Annotated in this window: 20 protein-coding genes and 1 tRNA gene; 14 read left to right on the top strand and 7 right to left on the bottom strand. The window is 69.9% G+C overall.

Annotated elements, in window-relative coordinates; genetic code table 11:
- Positions 1 to 93 precede the first annotated feature (93 nt).
- The 3 genes from AB0O15_RS00570 (at position 94) to AB0O15_RS00560 (ending at position 2,871) form a co-directional block, all read left to right on the top strand.
- On the top strand, positions 94 to 357 hold the full coding sequence (locus AB0O15_RS00570) for a cell division protein CrgA (RefSeq protein WP_364312090.1): 264 nt from the start codon (positions 94 to 96) through the stop codon (positions 355 to 357).
- Between the two features lie 115 nt (positions 358 to 472).
- Entirely contained in the window at positions 473 to 2,602 is a 2,130-nt protein-coding gene (locus AB0O15_RS00565; RefSeq protein WP_364312087.1) for a heterodisulfide reductase-related iron-sulfur binding cluster, read from the top strand.
- 113 nt (positions 2,603 to 2,715) lie between these two features.
- Positions 2,716 to 2,871, top strand: a complete 156-nt coding sequence (locus AB0O15_RS00560) for a YciI family protein (protein ID WP_364312084.1) — start codon at positions 2,716 to 2,718, stop codon at positions 2,869 to 2,871.
- On the opposite strand, the gene AB0O15_RS00555 is transcribed toward AB0O15_RS00560, so the two are convergent.
- The gene (locus AB0O15_RS00555; RefSeq protein WP_364312082.1) at positions 2,858 to 3,304 is read right to left on the bottom strand and encodes a hypothetical protein; all 447 of its coding nucleotides are present in this window, start codon (positions 3,302 to 3,304) and stop codon (positions 2,858 to 2,860) included. The genes AB0O15_RS00560 and AB0O15_RS00555 overlap by 14 nt on opposite strands.
- Before the next feature lie 192 nt (positions 3,305 to 3,496).
- On the opposite strand from AB0O15_RS00555, the gene AB0O15_RS00550 reads away from it, so the two are divergent.
- The 4 genes from AB0O15_RS00550 to AB0O15_RS00535 all read left to right on the top strand — a co-directional run bounded on the left by AB0O15_RS00550 (position 3,497) and on the right by AB0O15_RS00535 (position 7,868).
- Positions 3,497 to 5,221, top strand: coding sequence for a hypothetical protein (locus tag AB0O15_RS00550; RefSeq protein WP_364312080.1), 1,725 nt, complete (start codon positions 3,497 to 3,499; stop codon positions 5,219 to 5,221).
- Between the two features lie 104 nt (positions 5,222 to 5,325).
- Positions 5,326 to 6,660, top strand: coding sequence for a hemolysin family protein (locus tag AB0O15_RS00545; RefSeq protein ID WP_364312077.1), 1,335 nt, complete (start codon positions 5,326 to 5,328; stop codon positions 6,658 to 6,660).
- Positions 6,653 to 7,681: a hemolysin family protein gene (locus tag AB0O15_RS00540; RefSeq protein WP_364312074.1), complete on the top strand. Its 1,029-nt coding sequence runs from the start codon at positions 6,653 to 6,655 to the stop codon at positions 7,679 to 7,681. The genes AB0O15_RS00545 and AB0O15_RS00540 overlap by 8 nt, the downstream gene beginning before the upstream one ends.
- A gap of 55 nt (positions 7,682 to 7,736) precedes the next feature.
- Positions 7,737 to 7,868 carry a hypothetical protein gene (locus AB0O15_RS00535; RefSeq protein ID WP_364312072.1) on the top strand — a complete coding sequence of 44 codons (132 nt, stop codon included), beginning with the start codon at positions 7,737 to 7,739 and terminating at the stop codon, positions 7,866 to 7,868.
- 143 nt (positions 7,869 to 8,011) lie between these two features.
- Here the strand turns inward: AB0O15_RS00535 and AB0O15_RS00530 are convergent, their stop codons facing one another.
- Complete coding sequence (locus AB0O15_RS00530; RefSeq protein WP_364312069.1) at positions 8,012 to 8,623, bottom strand: GDSL-type esterase/lipase family protein; 612 nt, start codon at positions 8,621 to 8,623, stop codon at positions 8,012 to 8,014.
- Positions 8,624 to 8,716: 93 nt separating this feature from the next.
- Between AB0O15_RS00530 and AB0O15_RS00525 the strand changes: the two genes are divergently transcribed.
- From AB0O15_RS00525 to AB0O15_RS00505, 5 genes are all read left to right on the top strand, one after another.
- Positions 8,717 to 9,574, top strand: a complete 858-nt coding sequence (locus AB0O15_RS00525) for a LamG-like jellyroll fold domain-containing protein (protein ID WP_364312067.1) — start codon at positions 8,717 to 8,719, stop codon at positions 9,572 to 9,574.
- Between the two features lie 92 nt (positions 9,575 to 9,666).
- On the top strand, positions 9,667 to 10,086 hold the full coding sequence (locus tag AB0O15_RS00520) for a phosphotransferase (protein ID WP_364312064.1): 420 nt from the start codon (positions 9,667 to 9,669) through the stop codon (positions 10,084 to 10,086).
- Between the two features lie 24 nt (positions 10,087 to 10,110).
- A complete protein-coding gene (locus tag AB0O15_RS00515; RefSeq protein WP_364312061.1) occupies positions 10,111 to 10,419 on the top strand; it encodes a PadR family transcriptional regulator in 309 nt (102 codons plus the stop codon).
- On the top strand, positions 10,416 to 11,252 hold the full coding sequence (locus AB0O15_RS00510; RefSeq protein WP_364312059.1) for a hypothetical protein: 837 nt from the start codon (positions 10,416 to 10,418) through the stop codon (positions 11,250 to 11,252). Before AB0O15_RS00515 ends, AB0O15_RS00510 begins: the two co-directional genes overlap by 4 nt.
- Before the next feature lie 93 nt (positions 11,253 to 11,345).
- Positions 11,346 to 12,050 (top strand): hypothetical protein, encoded by a 705-nt coding sequence (locus AB0O15_RS00505; RefSeq protein WP_364312056.1) that lies wholly within the window; start codon positions 11,346 to 11,348, stop codon positions 12,048 to 12,050.
- Positions 12,051 to 12,287: 237 nt separating this feature from the next.
- Here AB0O15_RS00505 and dcd read toward each other — a convergent pair whose 3' ends face one another.
- Entirely contained in the window at positions 12,288 to 12,866 is a 579-nt protein-coding gene (dcd, locus tag AB0O15_RS00500) for a dCTP deaminase (RefSeq protein ID WP_364312053.1), read from the bottom strand.
- A gap of 54 nt (positions 12,867 to 12,920) precedes the next feature.
- Here dcd and AB0O15_RS00495 point away from each other — a divergent pair, with 54 nt between their 5' ends.
- Positions 12,921 to 13,421 carry a pyridoxamine 5'-phosphate oxidase family protein gene (locus AB0O15_RS00495; RefSeq protein ID WP_364312050.1) on the top strand — a complete coding sequence of 167 codons (501 nt, stop codon included), beginning with the start codon at positions 12,921 to 12,923 and terminating at the stop codon, positions 13,419 to 13,421.
- Between the two features lie 27 nt (positions 13,422 to 13,448).
- Positions 13,449 to 13,519: transfer RNA gene (locus AB0O15_RS00490), tRNA-Gly, on the top strand.
- A gap of 209 nt (positions 13,520 to 13,728) precedes the next feature.
- Here AB0O15_RS00490 and AB0O15_RS00485 read toward each other — a convergent pair.
- From AB0O15_RS00485 to AB0O15_RS00470, 4 genes are all read right to left on the bottom strand, one after another.
- Positions 13,729 to 14,109 carry a hypothetical protein gene (locus tag AB0O15_RS00485; RefSeq protein WP_364312048.1) on the bottom strand — a complete coding sequence of 127 codons (381 nt, stop codon included), beginning with the start codon at positions 14,107 to 14,109 and terminating at the stop codon, positions 13,729 to 13,731.
- A gap of 257 nt (positions 14,110 to 14,366) precedes the next feature.
- Positions 14,367 to 15,122 carry an Ltp family lipoprotein gene (locus AB0O15_RS00480; RefSeq protein WP_364312045.1) on the bottom strand — a complete coding sequence of 252 codons (756 nt, stop codon included), beginning with the start codon at positions 15,120 to 15,122 and terminating at the stop codon, positions 14,367 to 14,369.
- Positions 15,123 to 15,254: 132 nt separating this feature from the next.
- On the bottom strand, positions 15,255 to 15,671 hold the full coding sequence (locus tag AB0O15_RS00475) for a VOC family protein (RefSeq protein ID WP_364312042.1): 417 nt from the start codon (positions 15,669 to 15,671) through the stop codon (positions 15,255 to 15,257).
- Between the two features lie 10 nt (positions 15,672 to 15,681).
- The gene (locus AB0O15_RS00470) at positions 15,682 to 16,125 is read right to left on the bottom strand and encodes a helix-turn-helix transcriptional regulator (RefSeq protein ID WP_364312040.1); all 444 of its coding nucleotides are present in this window, start codon (positions 16,123 to 16,125) and stop codon (positions 15,682 to 15,684) included.
- Positions 16,126 to 16,142: the final 17 nt, after the last annotated feature.

Below are 16,142 nucleotides of genomic sequence, written 5' to 3'. Positions count from 1 at the left end.
GCTGTCGAACAGTATTCGCCACCGGCAGCATCGGGTTCCCCGGAGCCGCTCAGCGGTGGGTTGTTCACCACTTGTTGCCCTCAGGAGAGCACCGTGCCGAAGTCACAGGTTCGCAAGAAGAAGGTCTACACGCCGCCGACGGATGTTCGTCCGGCGGTCAATGCCAACAACAAGAAGCCGAGCCCGGTGTGGCTGCCGGCTACCGCGGTCACGCTGATCGTGGTCGGCATCGCGTGGCTGGTGGTGTATTACCTCTCCGAGCAGCAGTACCCGGTCGAGGCCTGGCGCTACTGGAACCTCGCGGTGGGCTTCGGCGCGATGGTGGCGTCGCTGGCGATCCTGGCCCGTTGGCGCTAAGCGACCTTTAACGTCCACAAGATCGGAAACGCACCCCGGTGTTTTTGCACTAGGGGTGCGTTTATCGTGGGAACCCCAGGGATGCGCGAACCTTACTGACGGGTAACATATCGCCATGGGCACTGCTCAGATCATCGCCTCCGTGCTGGCCGCCGCGGTCACCGTGGTCGCCGTCGTCCTCGCCGTGCGGGCCGTCCTGCAGATGACGTCGGTGATCCGGCTCGGTAAACCCGACCCGGCCCGCACCACCGACAAGGGCACCCGCACCAGGACGATGCTGGTGGAGATCGCCGGCCACACCCGCATGCTCAAGTGGGGCGCGGTCGGGGCGGCGCACTGGTTCGTGATGGTGGCGTTCGTCGTGCTGTCGCTGCTGGTGCTCGAGGCGTACTTCGAGGTGGCCGACCCCGACCGGGGGCTGCCGATCATCGGGCACTGGACGGTGTTCGGCCTGGTCACCGAGTGGATCGGCGTCCTCGGCATGGTCGGCATCCTCTACCTGATCTACCGGCGGCAGGCCGACCGGGCCAAGAAGCGGAGCCGGTTCACCGGTTCGGCGATGTGGCAGGGCTACTTCGTCGAGGCGATCATTGTGGCCGTACTCGTCTGTGGGTTCCTGATCCGCGGTTTCAAGGTGGCCACCGGACATTTCGAATACCCGGTCTGGGCCGCCCCGGTCAGCCACGCCATCGGCGCCGCGCTGCCGAACTGGGAGAACGGCGCCACCTGGGTCGCGCTGGTCAAGATCTACATCTCGATGGCCTGGCTGATCACGATCGCGTTGAACGTGACGATGGGCGTGGCCTGGCACCGGTTCCTGGCCTTCTTCAACATCTTCTTCAAGCGTGCGCCCGAGAAGCCCGCCGGCTCCGGCCTGGGCGCGCTGCGGCCGATGATGAGCGAGGGCAAGCCACTCGACTTCGAGGAGGCCGACCCCGAGAAGGACCAGTTCGGCGTGGCCCAGGTCGAGCAGTTCACCTGGAAGGGCCTGCTCGACTTCTCCACCTGCACCGAGTGTGGCCGCTGCCAGTCGCAGTGTCCGGCCTGGAACACGGCCAAGCCGCTGTCGCCGAAACTGTTGATCACGAGCTTGCGAGATCACGCGTACGCGAAAGCGCCCTATCTTCTGGCCGGTGGCGGCAAAGACCTCACCGGCGAGGAGAAGGCGACCGAGGCCCAGTTCGCCCACATGGACGTGCTGGCGCTGGCCGAGGGCAACCGCCCGCTGATCGGCACCGAGGACGAGCAGGGCGTCATCGACCCCGACGTGCTCTGGTCGTGCACCACCTGCGGCGCCTGCGTCGAGCAGTGCCCGGTCGACATCGAGCACGTCGACCACATCGTGGACATGCGCCGCTACCAGGTGCTGATCGAGTCGAGCTTCCCGGCCGAGGCCGGCGTCATGCTGCGCAACCTGGAGAACAAGGGCAACCCGTGGGGCGCGCCGCAGAACACCCGGGAAGACTGGACCAAGGGTCTGGACTTCGAGGTGCCGCGGGTCGGCGAGACCGAGGACTTCGACTACCTGTTCTGGGTCGGCTGCGCGGGCGCCTTCGAGGACCGGGCCAAGAAGACCACCCGGGCGGTGGCCACGCTGCTGCACGAGGCCGGCGTCAACTACGCGATCCTCGGCGAGGGCGAGACGTGTACGGGCGACCCGGCGCGCCGCATCGGCAACGAGTTCGTCTTCCAGATGCTCGCCCAGCAGAACGTCGAGACGCTGCAGGAGGCGAACGTCAAGAAGATCGTCGCCACCTGCCCGCACTGTTTCAACACCCTGGGCAACGAGTACGAGCAACTCGGCCTGAAGGTCGAGGTCGTGCACCACACCCAGTTGCTCGCCCACCTGGTCAAGGAGGGCAAGCTCACCCCGGTCCAGCCGATCGCGGGCGACGTCACCTACCACGACCCCTGCTACCTGGGCCGGCACAACCGGGTCTTCGACGCCCCCCGCGAGGTTCTGGGCGCGGCGGCCGAGGTGATCGAGATGCCCCGCACCAAGGAACGCTCCTTCTGCTGCGGCGCCGGCGGTGCCCGCATGTGGATGGAGGAGAAGATCGGCAAGCGGATCAACGTCGAGCGCACCGAGGAGGCCCTGGCCACCGGGGCCAAGACCATCGCGGTCGGCTGCCCGTTCTGCTACACGATGATCGGCGACGGGGTCACCGGCAAGGGTGAGCAGGAGAATGTCGAGGTGGTGGACGTGGCCACCGTGCTGCTGAGGTCGCTGAAGCAAGAAGTGTGAGCCGGGCGTCGAGTCGCCGCCCACGCCGATCGTCATTCGGTCAAACACACGTCAAGACCGGAGGATCCACATCATGCGGTACGTCCGCCACCGGCGCTGACGGCACCCCGACCGTGACCGACGGCCCCTACCTGGAGATCAAGGAGGTCGTCGGCGGCTTCATCCACATCGTGGCCGACGACATCGACGAGGCGGTGGCCGTGGCCGGTGGCTGGCCGGGCATCCGGGTGGGCGACAAGATCGAGGTCCGCCCGGTCATGGAACGCTAGCCAGCCTTCGGGCCAGGAGCTCGCGTTCGGCTGGGTCGGTGGCCAGCGCGAGCGCCCGCCGCAGGTTGGCCGTGGGATCGCGCCCGAGCCGGCTCAGCAGGTCGGCCCGGGTCGCGTGCCACAGCCGATATCCGGACAGGTCCTTCTCGAGCCCGTCCACCTCGGCCAGCGCGGCCTCCGGCCCGTCGACGTGGCTGGTCGCCACGGCCCGGCTCAGCCGCGCGACCGGTGACGGCTTCATGATCATGAGGGCGTCGTAGAGCCGGCGCACCGCGGCCCAGTCGGTCGCCTGGTAGGACGGCGCCAGCGAGTGCTGTGCCGCGATGGCCGCTTCGAGCTGGTACGGACCGGGCTGGTCGAGCGCGGCGGCCCGGGCCAGCCGGGACAGCGCGGACTTGACCAGCGAGATGTCCCATCGGCGTCCGCCGGCCACCGCCGCAGCGCCTCGGCCACCGCGTCCTGCAGAGCCTCCTCGGGCCGGTCCAGGTCGCCGAGCCGGCGGGCCAGCACGCCGAGCACGCCGCCGGCCTCACTCCGCCACAGCCGGTCGAGCTCTTCCCGCACGTCAGACACCCCTGCAGTCTGCCGAAACCGCCCCCCGAGGGGTGACGCGTGTGCTTGCCTGATGCTGATGCTCACGACCAGCCGCCGGTGGCGGATCGTTGCCGCGGCGGCGATCGCGCTCCTCGTACCGGCCACAGCCGCACCCGTACACGCCGCTCCGCCGGACGACCCGTCGATCCTGGCCAAGGCGCTGACGTTGCAGCAGCAGCTGTACAAGACGAAGAAGGCCGGCGTCGCCGACTTCGACGACGGCGACCCCGGTGGCCAGCCGATCGCGGCCGGCGGCGACGTGTCCTGCGCCGCGGGCTTCCTGGAGCTGTGGTGCTGGGGCGCCGGGAACGCCGAGCCCGAGGCGCCGACCAACGCGCTGGCGAACTCGGCCGGCCCGGTAACGGCCGGGGGCGCGCATCAGTGCGTGCTGGAGTTGTTCGACGACAGCGACGTCGGCGGTGACCTCTACTGCTGGGGCGACAACACCTACGGGCAGGTCGGCGACGGCACCACGACCGCGCGTCCGGCGCCGGTCAAGGTGCGCGGCGGCGTGCTCCAGGTGGCGGCCGGCGCCGACCACACCTGCGCGATCCTGGTCGACCGGAGCCTGGTCTGCTGGGGACGGGACGACGCCGGTCAGCTCGGCCAGGGCGCCGCCGGTGTGCCGGTGACGACGCCGCAGGCCGTGCCCGGTCTGGATGACCTGGCCGACGTCGCCGCGGGCGGCGACACCACCTGCGCCCTCGACGACGCGGGGGCGGCGTGGTGCTGGGGCTCCAACTCCGACGGCCAGGTCGGCGACGGCACCGCGGGCGCGACCCCGGTGGCCACGCCGACCTCGGTGGACACCGCTCCGCTCGGCTCCGACGACGAGCTGGGCCAGATCGAGGTCGGCGCCCGGCACACCTGCGCGGTGACGTATGACGAGCGCGTCTGGTGCTGGGGCGCGGACGGGCACGGCCAGCTCGGTGACGATCCCGCGCAGGCAGCCCAGAACCTGCCGGTCGACACCGGGCTGGAGGCCGCGTGGATGGTCACCGCCGGCGGCGACAGCACCTGCGCGGTGATCGAGGACGGTCAGGGGTGGTGCTGGGGTGACAACACCGAGGGCCAGCTCGGGACCGGTGACCACACCGACCGGGCCGAACCGGCCAAGCTCGACCAGAGCGGGCTCACCGGCTCCAGCCTCTACGAATACGTCTTCGGCGCGACCGGCGGGCTGCTCTTCGGGATCTCGATGGGCGAGCGCCACGCCTGCGGCATGGACGTCGCGGGGAACGCGTACTGCTGGGGTGACAACGCGGGCGGTCAGCTCGGCGACGGCACCACGACCGACCGGCTCCGACCGACCGCGACGCTGCTGAGGCCCGGTGCGCCGCGCGACGTGGACACTCAGGCGCGGGACGCGGAGATCGGCGTCGACTGGACCTCGTCGGACGAGCTCGGACTCGGGCCGGTGCGCGGCAGCCAGGCCGTCGCGTTCACCGAGGAGGGTGGGTTCGGCTCCTGCTCGCCGGGCGACTCGACGAGCACCGGCTGCACGATCAGCAGCCTGACCAACGACGCCGAGTATCTGGTCTTCGTGAGCACGATGACCACCGGCGGCATGGCCACCGCGGAGCCCGTGGCGGCCACGCCACTCGGGATGGCGTCGCCGGCCCCGGTCGCGGGTGGTGGTGGCGGGCAGCTGCCGATCACCGGCGCCGCGGTCTCCCTGCTGATCGCGATCGGCGGCGGGCTGGTCATGGGCGGCATGGCGCTGCGCCGGAGGGCTCGGGAGCGCCGCCCTCGCTGAACGATCAGGAGGCGCCTCCCGGCCAGGGCCAGATCACCTGCCGGGACGCGACCCTTCGGTGTGCTGCCGCGGTCCGGCACAATGAGGGCCGAGGTGAACCGATCATGGACGGCCTGCTCCTGACCGCGGTGCTCCCCTTGGCGGCGTTTGTGCTGCTCACGGCGGGCAATGCGTTCTTCGTGGTCGCCGAGTTCGGCCTGGTCACGGTGGACCGGGCCGAGATCGAGAAGCGGGCCAACGCCGGCGACCGCCGCGCGCGTACGGTCCGTCACGCTCTGCACGAATTGTCGTTCCAGTTGTCCGGCGCGCAGCTCGGCATCACCATCACGACGGTGCTCACCGGCTACCTGGCCGAGCCGGCGCTGTCCCGGGTCTTCCGGCCGGTGATCGAGCCGATCACCGGGGGCGCCACCGAGACCGTGACCCATGTGCTGTCCCTGGTGCTGGCCACGCTGGTCTCGATGCTGTTCGGGGAACTCGTACCCAAGAACGCGGCGCTGGCCCGCCCGATGCGGGCCGCGCTCGTCGCGGTGATGCCGCTGCGAGCCTTCGCGCGTCTCTTCCGGCTGCCGATCGCCGCGCTCAACGGCTCGGCGAACTGGTTGGTCCGCCGCCTCGGCATCGAACCTCAGGAAGAGCTGGCCAGCGCCCGCAGCCCCGAGGAACTGGGCCTGCTCGCCGCGATCAGCGCCCGGGCCGGCGCCCTGCCGACCGAGACGGCTACGCTGCTGCGCCGGACCATCCGGTTCGGCGAGAAGCGCGCGGCCCGGGCCATGACCCCGCGCGTCGACGTGGTCGGGCTCAAGGTGACGGCCAGCGTCGCCGACCTGCTCGCGCTCTCGCGCGAGACCGGCCACACCCGCTTTCCGGTGTACGAGAGCACGCTCGACCTGGTCACCGGGGTGGCGGCGGTGCCGGAGGCGCTCGGCGTCGAACCGGCCCGGCGGGCCACTACGGCCGTCTCGTCGATCGCCCGGGAACCGGTCTACGTGCCGGAGAGCCTCGACCTGGACAAGGTGCTCGCCGCCCTGCGCGCGGCCGACGCCGATCTGGCCATCGTGGTCGACGAGTACGGCGGCACGGACGGCGTGGTCACCGTCGAGGACCTGATCGAGGAGCTGGTCGGGGAGATCTCCGACGAGTACGACCTGGACCTGCCCGAGACGGCCACCCAGGTGCTGACCGCGCCCAGTGGCGAGAAGACGTTCCTGGTCGACGGGCTGCTGCGCGAGGACGAGCTGCTGGAGCTGACCGGGTTCGCGCTGCCCGAGGGCCCGTACGAGACGCTCGCGGGTTTTCTGCTGGCCCGCCTCGGCCACATCCCGGTGCCGGGGGAGTCGCTCACCGAGGACGGCTGGGAGTTCACCGTGACGCAGGTCGACCGGCACCGCATCGAACAGGTCCGGATGGTCGCCCCGGTGGAGCCGATCGATGCTTGAGCTGCTGGTCACCGTCCTTCTGCTGCTGGGCAACGCGCTGTTCGTCGGCGGCGAGTTCGCGCTGATCGCGTCCCGGCGTACCGCCCTCGAACCGCTGCTCCCGGCCAAGCGCGCCCAATGGGCCCTGGCCGCGATGAACCAGATCCCGCTGATGATCGCCGGCGCCCAGCTCGGCATCACGATCTGCTCGCTCGGCCTGGGCGCCATCTCCGAGCCGGCCCTGGCGCATCTGATCGAGGGCCCGTTCGAGGCGGCCGGCCTGTCCTCCCGGTTCGTGCACCCGGTCGCCTTCGTGCTCGCGCTGGGCGTGGTGGTGTTCCTGCACACCGTGGTCGGCGAGATGGTCCCGAAGAACATCACGCTGGCCGGCCCGGAACGCTCGGCGCTCGTCCTCGGCCCGTTCATGCTGGCCTTCTGCATCGCCACCAAGCCGGTCCTGACCGCGATGCGCTGGCTGGCCCGGCACGTGCTCAGCCTGTGGAAGATCGAGGCCACCGACGCGGTCAAGACGGTCTTCACGGCCGAGGAACTCGCCGGCATGGTCACCCAGGCCCGCACCGAGGGCCTGCTCGGCACCGAACAGTACGCACGCATCCACGCCGCGCTGGGCCTCAACGACCGCACCGCCGCCGACACCCTCCGCCCGTGGGCCCGCGTCACCACGGTCACCGACGCCGTGACACCGGCCGAGCTCGAGACGGTCGCCACCAACAGCGGCCGCTCCCGCTTCCCGGTGGTCCAGCACGAGACGAGGCGCGTGCTCGGCTTCGTCCACATCAAAGACATCCTCGGGTACGCCGACAGCCAGCGCGCCCTCCCGATCCCGGCCGAGATCATCCGTCCCCTGGCCGTGATCCCACCGGACCGAACCCTGGCCGACCTCCTCCTCACCATGCGCCGCGACCGCCGCCACATCCTCCTGGTCAGCGACGGCCGCCGCCCCTTGGGCGTGGTGACCCTCGACGACGTCCTGCACGCCGTGGTCGGCGAACCCGCCCACGCGACAACGCCCGCCGCCTGACCCGCTTTTCTCGGGTCCTGACGGACCACAACTCCTTGCCCGCATCCCGGCGCACATGGCCGGCGGTCAGAGCGTCTTCGTGGTTCCGTCGAAGGCCGAACTCACCACTCAGCAGGCCGCCGGCCTCGTGAACGTGTCACGTCCCGGCCTGATCGGCCTGCTCGACGCCGGAGAGATCGCCGCCTGAATCAAGACATGGTTCTGGACTGAACGGGTGGCCGTTGTAGTCGGTCAACGACGCCTTTGGCCTGCCGCGATCCGAGCTGGCGCACAGGTCATCGTGACGTCCCACTGGAGGAATCTGCTGGCGCAACCCGGCCGGAACGGGTCTTAGCGGTCGGTGTTCGCGGCTGACGCGGCCTCGTGGATGGTGGCTGACAGGGCGGCCGTGATGACGGCGTAGCCGGCGCTGGACGGGTGGAAGCGGTCGGCGCTGAACATGGCTGTCGGGTCGGTGGTGAAGGCTGTGGCCGAGGTGGCGGTGATGTCGGCGATGCGGGCGCCGGCCGCGGTCGCGGCGCTGGCCTGCTCCTGGCGGAGGAGGTGGCTCGCGGCCTGGACGGTCGGGCGCATCTGCGGCGGGCACCAGGGGACCACGCTGAGGTCGGGTGCGGGGGCCACGACCACCTCGGCGCCGGCCTTGCGCAGGGTTCGCACGGCGTTGCCGAGCAAGAGGGCCGCCTGCTGGGCGGGGACGAAGTGGGTGAGGTCGTTGGCGCCGATGATGATCAGCGCGAGGCCGGGGCGCCAGGCCGTCGCCTGCTTGACCTGGGCGGCCAGGCCTCGGCTGTCGGCGCCGGACACGGCGAACACCCGGGTGTCGACGAGGATGCCGGCCTCGGTCAGCTGGGCGGCGAGGCGTGCGCCGACCGTGTCGGCCGTGCGCGACGCGCCCAGACCGTAGGCGATGGAGTCGCCGAGGACAGCGAAGGCGAGGGTCACGACAATCGGCAACGCCGGAGGCGCCGGTTTCGTTCCGCTCACTAAATCGGACCCTGCGTGAAGGACGAATTCGGCGATCCGGACAATAACCGCATGTCTCACACCCGCCGCCTGGCCGGCGCGGTCATCGCAGCGCTGGTTCTCGGAGCGGGCGTGATCGGCGCCGTGCACCTGTCCCGCGCCGAGGCGATGCCGCTGCGCGACCCCGCGCCCATGCAGGCCCTGATGCCGCCACCTTCGGCCGGCGTGATCACCCCGAGCACGATCCTCTCCGAGCCCAAGGACGACGGCCGGGTCATGGTCGCCGATCAGCCGGTCGGTGTGCGCTACACCTTCGACGGCGGCGTCGACAAGCCGATCCTGGACGCGCACGGCGGCCACGAGCTGCGGGCGGTCGCCCAGAACGGCGGCCGGCTCAGCCTGGTGCCGCAGGGTCTCGGCCTGGCCGTCGAATATCCGGACCGCTGCACGATGCCGCGGGAACGGGACTGTCCGCGCGCCATCCTCGAAGGCGACCGGGACGACACGCTCAACCCCGGGACCAGGCCGCTCGAGTACGGAGCGTCGGTGCTGATGACGCACGCCGACCTGGCCGACGGCGCGAACGTCGTCCAGAAGGGCTATTCGGTCGGCGGAGTCAGCCAGTTCAAGCTCCAGGTCGACCACCGGCAGGGGCATCCGAGCTGCGTGATCGCCAGCCGCTCGCGGATCTACCGGGCCGAGCCGTCACTCGACGTCGCGGACGGCACCTGGCACCAGCTCACCTGTGCCCGCAGCCGGGAGCGGCTCGCCATCATCGTGGACGGCGCCGAGCGCGCCGCCGTACCCGTGCCCGCGAATCTCTCGATCGCCAACGCGGAACCGCTGCGCATCGGTGGCAAGGGCGCCAACCGTGGCAACGACCAGTTCGCCGGCCGCATCGACAACGTCTTCCTGACGATCAGCGCCTAACGGTCTTTCTTCTTGTTGGTGGCCCGGATGATCGCCACCAGCGCGGTCGCACCGCCGGCGACGACGATCAGGCAGAACAGCATGATGAGGAGATGCCACGGTCTCAGCGCGCCCATGACGCCACCCTAGAGGTTGAGCCCCACCTGGCCCGGCAGCTTGTGGACAACCAGTTCCCGGCGTGGGCGGGCCGGCCGCTGAGGCGCTGGGAGCAGGCCGGCTCGGACCACGTGATCTACCGGCTGGGTGATGAGCTGTCGGTGCGCTTCCCGCGGCACACCGGGGCGATCGGGCAGGCCCGCAAGGAGATGGAGTGGCTGCCCCGGCTGGCGCCGCATCTGCCGCTGTCGATCCCGGTGCCGGTGGCCGTGGGTGAGCCGGCGCTCGGTTATCCGTGGGCGTGGGCGGTCGCGGGGTGGCTGCCGGGCGCCGTGGCCACTGTGGACGAACTGGGGCGATTCGCCGGCTGTGGCGCGTACCCCGCCAACTCGGCGCGGTTCTCGCTAGATAGGTAGTTGACCGACATATATAGTCGGGGCATGCGGGAACCGACGTACTTCATCCTCGCCGCGCTCCAGGACGAGCCACGGCATGGCTACGCGATCATCAAGCAGGCCGAACTGCTGTCCCGCGGGCGGGTGCGGCTGGCGACCGGCACGCTCTACACGGCGCTCGACCGGCTCACCACCGAGGCGTACCTCCAGGTGGTCAAGGAGGAGACCGTCAACGGGCGGGCGCGGCGCTACTACGCGCTCACCCCGACCGGCCGCGCGGCCCTGCAGGCTGAGGCGTCGCAGCTGGCGTCGGCGGCGCGCGTGGTCACCGAGTTCCGCGTGCGGCCGGCATGAGCAAGATCGAGCGACGGTACGCCCGGCTGATCCGCCTCTACCCCGCCGCCCACCGGGCCGCCCGTGGCCCCGAGATGCTCGACGCGCTGCTCCAATCCCCGTTCCGCCTGCGCGAGGTTCGTGCCCTGCTCCTCGGCGCGCTCCGGGCGCATGCCGCGCACGACGACGTGTCCCCGCGGCAGGACTGGCTCACCGCCGTCCGCGCGGCCGCCCTGATGCTCCTGGCCGCCGGCGTCGTCAGCCGGGCCGTCTACGTCGTCCAACCGTTCCTGTCGTCGGCCGAGACAGCCGGCAACCTGGCCGTGGCGGCCCTCGGGCTGGCCGCGCTGGCGTGTGCCCTTCGCGGCCGCTATCTGCTGTCCGCTCTCGGGGCGCTGCTCACGCTGGCGGCCTCCGCCTTCTGGCCGGCCTTCGGCATCGCGCTCTGGGGACTGTGGGGCTACCCGTTCGCGATCCTGCTGCTGATCCCGTTGCGATGGTTCCGGCCCGGCCGGGCATCCGGCGTCCTGAGGTATCTGCCGCTGCTCCCGGTCGTCCTGGTTCTCGGCAACCAGCTCTTTTCCGAGGTGTTCCCGGCGGTCAGCGGCATCCTGCAGGGCGGTGCGAACGTCGGGGTGGTCATGGGCGCGCTGCTGTGGCTGGCGGTGGACGAGCGCGTGTCCATGGCCGTGGGACTGTACTGTCTCGACACCCTGTTCGTGGGTCTGGTGTATATGGCGGACGGCTGGACGAGCCTCCCCGCGATGGTGCTCAGACTGGTCGTCATCGGCGTGCCGCCGGTCGTTCTGCTGGCCGCCGCCGCGGGCCGAAACCGTTACCAGGTAACGCCTTGACGGCGCCCTCGGGCTAGGATGGTGATCGCAATCGATGGGCCGGGGCGGCTTGCTCCGGCCGTACGGGGAATCGATGAGAGGAACCACCAACCCATGCGCACCCTGATGCGCGCGGGCGCGATCGCGCTCGCCGCCAGTTCCCTCCTGCTCACCGGCGGGGTCGCGGCCCAGGCCGCACCGACCGCCGCCGGCGTGACCTTCACGCTCAACCGCCTGATCCTCAGCCCCGCCGACCACGGCTACGCCGGCGCGCTCCGGGTGACCATCACCAACAACACCGACCAGCCGTACGACGACGGCATCACCGTGGTCGAGCCGCTGGCCCGCACGGTCCGCGACGTCGGCAACGGGGTCTGCGGCATCAACACGCTGCCCGACCGGCGCTACGAGGTCGGCTGTGGCCTCGACCGCGCGATCCCGCCGGGCGCCACCCGCCGGGTCACGATCACCTTCGAGTCGCCGGCCGCGCCGAAGCCGTTCGCCCGCCAGTCGGCCACCTCCGGCAGCGTCTCCATCGCCGGCGTGACCACCGAGTTCACGGCCCTGTTCCGGTCGTCGACCGGCTCGGTGAGCAAGCCGGTCGCCTACACACCCGCCGCGGCCCAGAGCCTGACCATCGCCGCGCCCGACGCGGTCACCCTGACCCGCCAGGACGACGGCACCTACTCGGCCACGGTCCCGGTCACGGTCACCAACCACAACGACGCCCCGCACGGCGGCTGGGGCTCCTCCCTGGCCGAGCCGGCCGGTCTCAGCGGCTTCCCGTACGCCACCGACGGCGCGCCCATCGACACCTAGACCCGCTCGCCCGCGTCCTACGGATGCGGGCGAGCGGCATTTGTCGTAGGGGGAGACGTCAGGCGTCGAGGTCTTGCCAGAGGCGTCTGGGTTCATCTTGAAGGGTGACCACTTACGCAGAATGAAGGGGGCGCGGCTCTGTTCTGGCCGGTCACGGCCTTGGAGCCGCGCGCCCGGCCTCGGCGGGAGCGACGGTCTGCACCACCCGCCCGGCTACGACATCAGGGTCTTGATCTTTCAGCTGGTCGGCCAGGTGCGGAACTTCTGCGCCGAGCGGCTGGGGGTGGGGCCGCGTTGGCCCTGATAGCGGCTGCCGTAGACGGCCGAGCCGTAAGGATGCTCGGCGGGGCTCGACAGGCGGAAGATGCAGAGCTGGCCGATCTTCATGCCGGGCCACAGCTTGATCGGCAGGGTGGCCACGTTGGACAGCTCCAGCGTGACGTGGCCGGAGAAGCCGGGGTCGATGAAGCCGGCGGTGCTGTGCGTGAGCAGGCCCAGGCGGCCCAGGCTGCTCTTGCCCTCCAGGCGGCCGGCCAGCTGGTCGCCCAGCGTGATGACCTCGAGCGTGGACGCCAGCACGAACTCGCCCGGATGCAGCACGAACGGCTCGCCGTCGCCGACCTCGACCAGCGCGGTCAGGTCGTCCTGCTGCACGGACGGGTCGATGTGCGTGTAGAGGTGGTTGTTGAAGACCCGGAAGAAGCGGTCCAGGCGCACGTCGATGCTGGACGGCTGCATCAGCTCCGGCGCGAACGGCTCGAGCGAGAGATTGTCCGACTTGATCTCAGAGACCAGGTCACGGTCGGAGAGCAGCATCGCAACACCATACTTCGGTGGTTCTTTCGTACGTGTGTTCGATATGATCGGGCGATGGCAACCTGGTCCACCTTCGCCGCGGCCGCGCCCGCCCTGGCCGCCGGCGTGCGCATGCTGCTGCAACAGTACGGTCCCGGCCTCGGCTACCTCGCCACCGTGCGACCCGACGGGGCGCCCCGCGTCCACCCGGTGTCACCGGTGATCACCGACGACGGGCTCTACTGCTTCGTCGTCGACTCGCCGAAACGCCGCGACCTCCAGCGCGACGGTCGGTACGCGCTGCACTCCTACCCGCCCGAGGAGAACGACGACGAAGCCATGATCAGCGGCGTCGCCACCCCGGTCGACGACCCGCTCGTCATCGACCGCCTGGCCGGCGCCCTCCACGCGTCGCCGGTGATCGATTGGCGGCTGTTCGAGCTGTCCGTCGACACCGCCATGCTCCGCCGCCACGGCACGGCCGGCGCCCTGCCGTTCGCCACCCGGGTGCCTCCGATCACCCAGAAGTGGCATGACCCGGCCGGCCACTTAGGGCTCTCGCTGGTCGCAACCTGATCGGGTACAGTGACGGGGCTGTGCCACGCGGGTGTAGTTCAATGGCAGAACATCAGCTTCCCAAGCTGACAGTGCGGGTTCGATTCCCGTCACCCGCTCAAAGCTGGGTTGCCCCTGTCCGCAGAGTGCGCGGACGGGGGCTTTTCGCATGCCAGCCTGGGGGCGACCCCCCAGACCCCCACGGTGCGGTGGGCGCTCTGGGGAGCGTCAGGAGCGGTCCGCGCCATTACGGCGTTCTGTGGGCTGAGGAAAGAACCTGCCATCTCCTTGGCTCTTGGGGGCCCATCCCGAGCAAGCGGCGACGGTGCTACCGAACAACTGCGGTTGCGTCGGAATTAGCGATGACGGCGGCCAGCGCTTCGGCCTTTGCGAAGCTCCTGGACATGGAGAACGTGTTCTTGATGCCGTGGAAGGCGCGTGAGAACCCACCGTCGCCGAGCGCCTCCAAGTGGACCTCGCGACGTTCGTCGTGATCCATCAGATAAACCCGCACACCCCACGCGCCCATCGCGCCCTTATGAGAGGCCAGCAAGGCCACGGCGGGCTGAGTGTCGAACTGATCAAGTGGGTTGTTGCTGACCGTCAATGGTTCGACAATGGCCTTGTGGCCGTTCAGCGCCGTGTTGAGCATCGCTGCCACTTCGGCTAGGGGAATTGCGGTTTCCACCATGATCGATTTGGTCTGCATGACGCATCAGCCTTCTTCTAGTTGATCCCACGGGAGCAGCAACGGCGAAGCTCGGAAGCGAGGCCGAGCGACGGCAGGGTGGTTTGCTCTTACCAAGGTCAGGCACGGGTGCTTGGACATTCGGCGGCCTGTGCCGTCGTACGAGCGTCGAGCATGTAGCGGCCGCGACGAGTGGGCGAACGACGTAGCTCGTTCGGCAGGTCGACGCTGCCCTAAATTGCGGCAGCCAGGAGGCGCAACATCCTCCTGGAGGTGGGTCAGAGCCCCGCCTTGGTGACGCCATACACGGCTTGCGAGTGGGTGTAGCCATCGCCGGCGTCCGACTCCAGCTGCTGGATGAGGCCCTTCCGAGAGAACGAGCTGAACTCCAGGTAGCTCTTGGCCGACTTGGCGGCCTGCTCGTTGAAGTTGATGTGCAGGGAGTCGACCGCTCTGGTCGCCACCTTCAGCGGGTAGCCATCGCCGGCGTCTGAGGACAGCTGCCGGATGAGGCCCTTTCGCGAGAACGCGCCGAACTGAAGGTAGCTCTGGGCCGACCTGATGGCGTTCTGCTGCTCCAACGACACCGGCTCGGCGGCGGGGGCCATGGTGGTGGGCTTGTTGACCGTGGGAGCCGCCTTCTTGGTGGGCGTCACGGTGGGTTTCGTCGTCGGCTCTGTGGTGGCGGCGATGCTGGGCTCGCCGGCCAGGTCCGCGGCGGGGCTCGTGGCTGACACCGTCGCCGCGGCGTTCACGCCGTTCGAGGCGATCGAGCCCAACGCCGCCAGCACGATGATGCCGATGATCAAGGCCACTCCGCCAAGCCCGAGGCCGACGGCGGACTGGGTCCTGCGCACCGCCTTGGCCAGGGCGACGGCGCCGATGATGACGGCCACCAGACCGAGGAGCAGCCCGAGAACCGGCACCCAGGAGAGCAGGAGAGCGGCGATGCCGAGGCCGAGCGCCCAGAGCGGACTCCTGGCCGAGCGTGGGGCGATGGGCGATACCGGGGCGTAGGGCGGAGACTGGGTCATGGCCTGGGGACCTCTCGGTGGCTGAAGGCTCAACTGCCTGTCAAGCAACCTCTGACGGACGGAACCGCTCGGTCAGCCACCACTACGCCTCGACGAACGACAGGAAGTCCCCAGACCGAAGGTTGGTGCGGGTCAGGTGGTGGGGAGTTGGTTGATGCGGACCATGGTGCCGCTGGGGTCTCGGAAGGCGCAGTCCCGGATGCCGTAGGGCTGGTCGGTTGGCTCCTGGACGACCTCGGCGCCGGTGGACTGGATCTGGTCGAAGGTCTTGTCCACGTCGTTGCTGGCCAGGACCACCGTGGCGTAGCTGCCCTTGGCCATCAGCTCGGCGATGGTCTGTTGCTCGGACTCGGTTACGCCCGGGTCGGCCTTGGGGGGATACAGGACGATCGAGGTGTGGGGCTGGTCGGGGGAACCCAGGGTGATCCAGCGCATGCCGCCGTACCCGACGTCGTTGCGGATTTCCCAGCCCAAGGCGTCGCGCCAGAAGGTCAGGGACTCGTCGGGGTCGGTGGCCGGCAGCAGGGTGTTCGCGATGATCAGGCTCATGCGAACCACGTTAGGGCTGGCCGGGAGCGGGTGCTTCTCGAATCCTGATCGGTCTGGTGACCTGCTTGGCCACGCAGGCGGGGATGCCCTCGGTCTGGGTGGTGGCCAGTTTGCGGTAGGCACTGGGGGACATGCCGACCAACTCGGAGAAGCGGGTGCTGAAGGTGCCCAAGGACTGGCAACCGACGGTGAAGCAGACATCGGTGACGGACAGGTCGCCCCGGCGGAGCAGGGCCATCGCCCGCTCTATGCGTCTGGTCATCAGGTAGCTGTAGGGGGACTCGCCGAAGGCGGAACGGAACTCGCGGGACAGGTGGCCGGACGACATGTGCACGCCCCGGGCCAGGGCGTCCACGTCCAGGGGCTGGGCGTACTCGCGGTCTATGCGGTCGCGGACCCGGCGGAGCAAGGCCAGGTCACGGAGCCGCTGCTCCCGCTTCTCGTCGACACCCACGAGCAACAGAATGCCTG

This window comes from Actinoplanes sp. NPDC089786 (assembly GCF_040684855.1).
Lineage (GTDB): Bacteria > Actinomycetota > Actinomycetes > Mycobacteriales > Micromonosporaceae > Actinoplanes.
The sequence above is the reverse complement of the archived record's forward strand: the minus strand, read 5'-3'. Positions and strand labels throughout refer to the sequence as shown.